Source organism: Collinsella aerofaciens, from assembly GCF_020709435.1.
Lineage (GTDB): Bacteria > Actinomycetota > Coriobacteriia > Coriobacteriales > Coriobacteriaceae > Collinsella > Collinsella aerofaciens_AU.
The window spans coordinates 1-295 of record NZ_JAJFDP010000059.1 but is presented as its reverse complement, the minus strand read 5'-3'; the positions used below and the strand labels follow the sequence as shown (position 1 = coordinate 295).

The 295-nt window shown below is 70.2% G+C and carries 1 protein-coding gene; it reads right to left on the bottom strand.

The features are described 5' to 3' along the window. Positions 1-295: sugar phosphate nucleotidyltransferase (locus LK493_RS10130; RefSeq protein WP_265333369.1), on the bottom strand; the 295-nt coding region annotated here is incomplete at both ends.

The following is a 295-nucleotide window of genomic DNA, read 5'->3' as shown; positions in this document are numbered from 1 at the left end:
CCGAAGCGCTCGGGGTCGTCCACGTGGTAGCCGAAGACCGTGGCGCGGCCCGACTCGGCGTTCTGGACGGCGCGCGTCAGGTGGCGCGACAGGCCGTTGCCGTAGAAGATGTTGTCGCCGAGCACCAGGGCACACGGCTCGCCGGCGATGAACTCCTCGCCGATGGTGAAGGCCTGCGCCAGGCCGTCCGGCGAGGGCTGCTCGGCGTAGGAGAGGTTCACGCCGTAGCGCGAGCCGTCCCCGAGCAGGCGCTCGAAGTTGGGCAGGTCGGTCGGCGTGGAGATGACCAGGATGT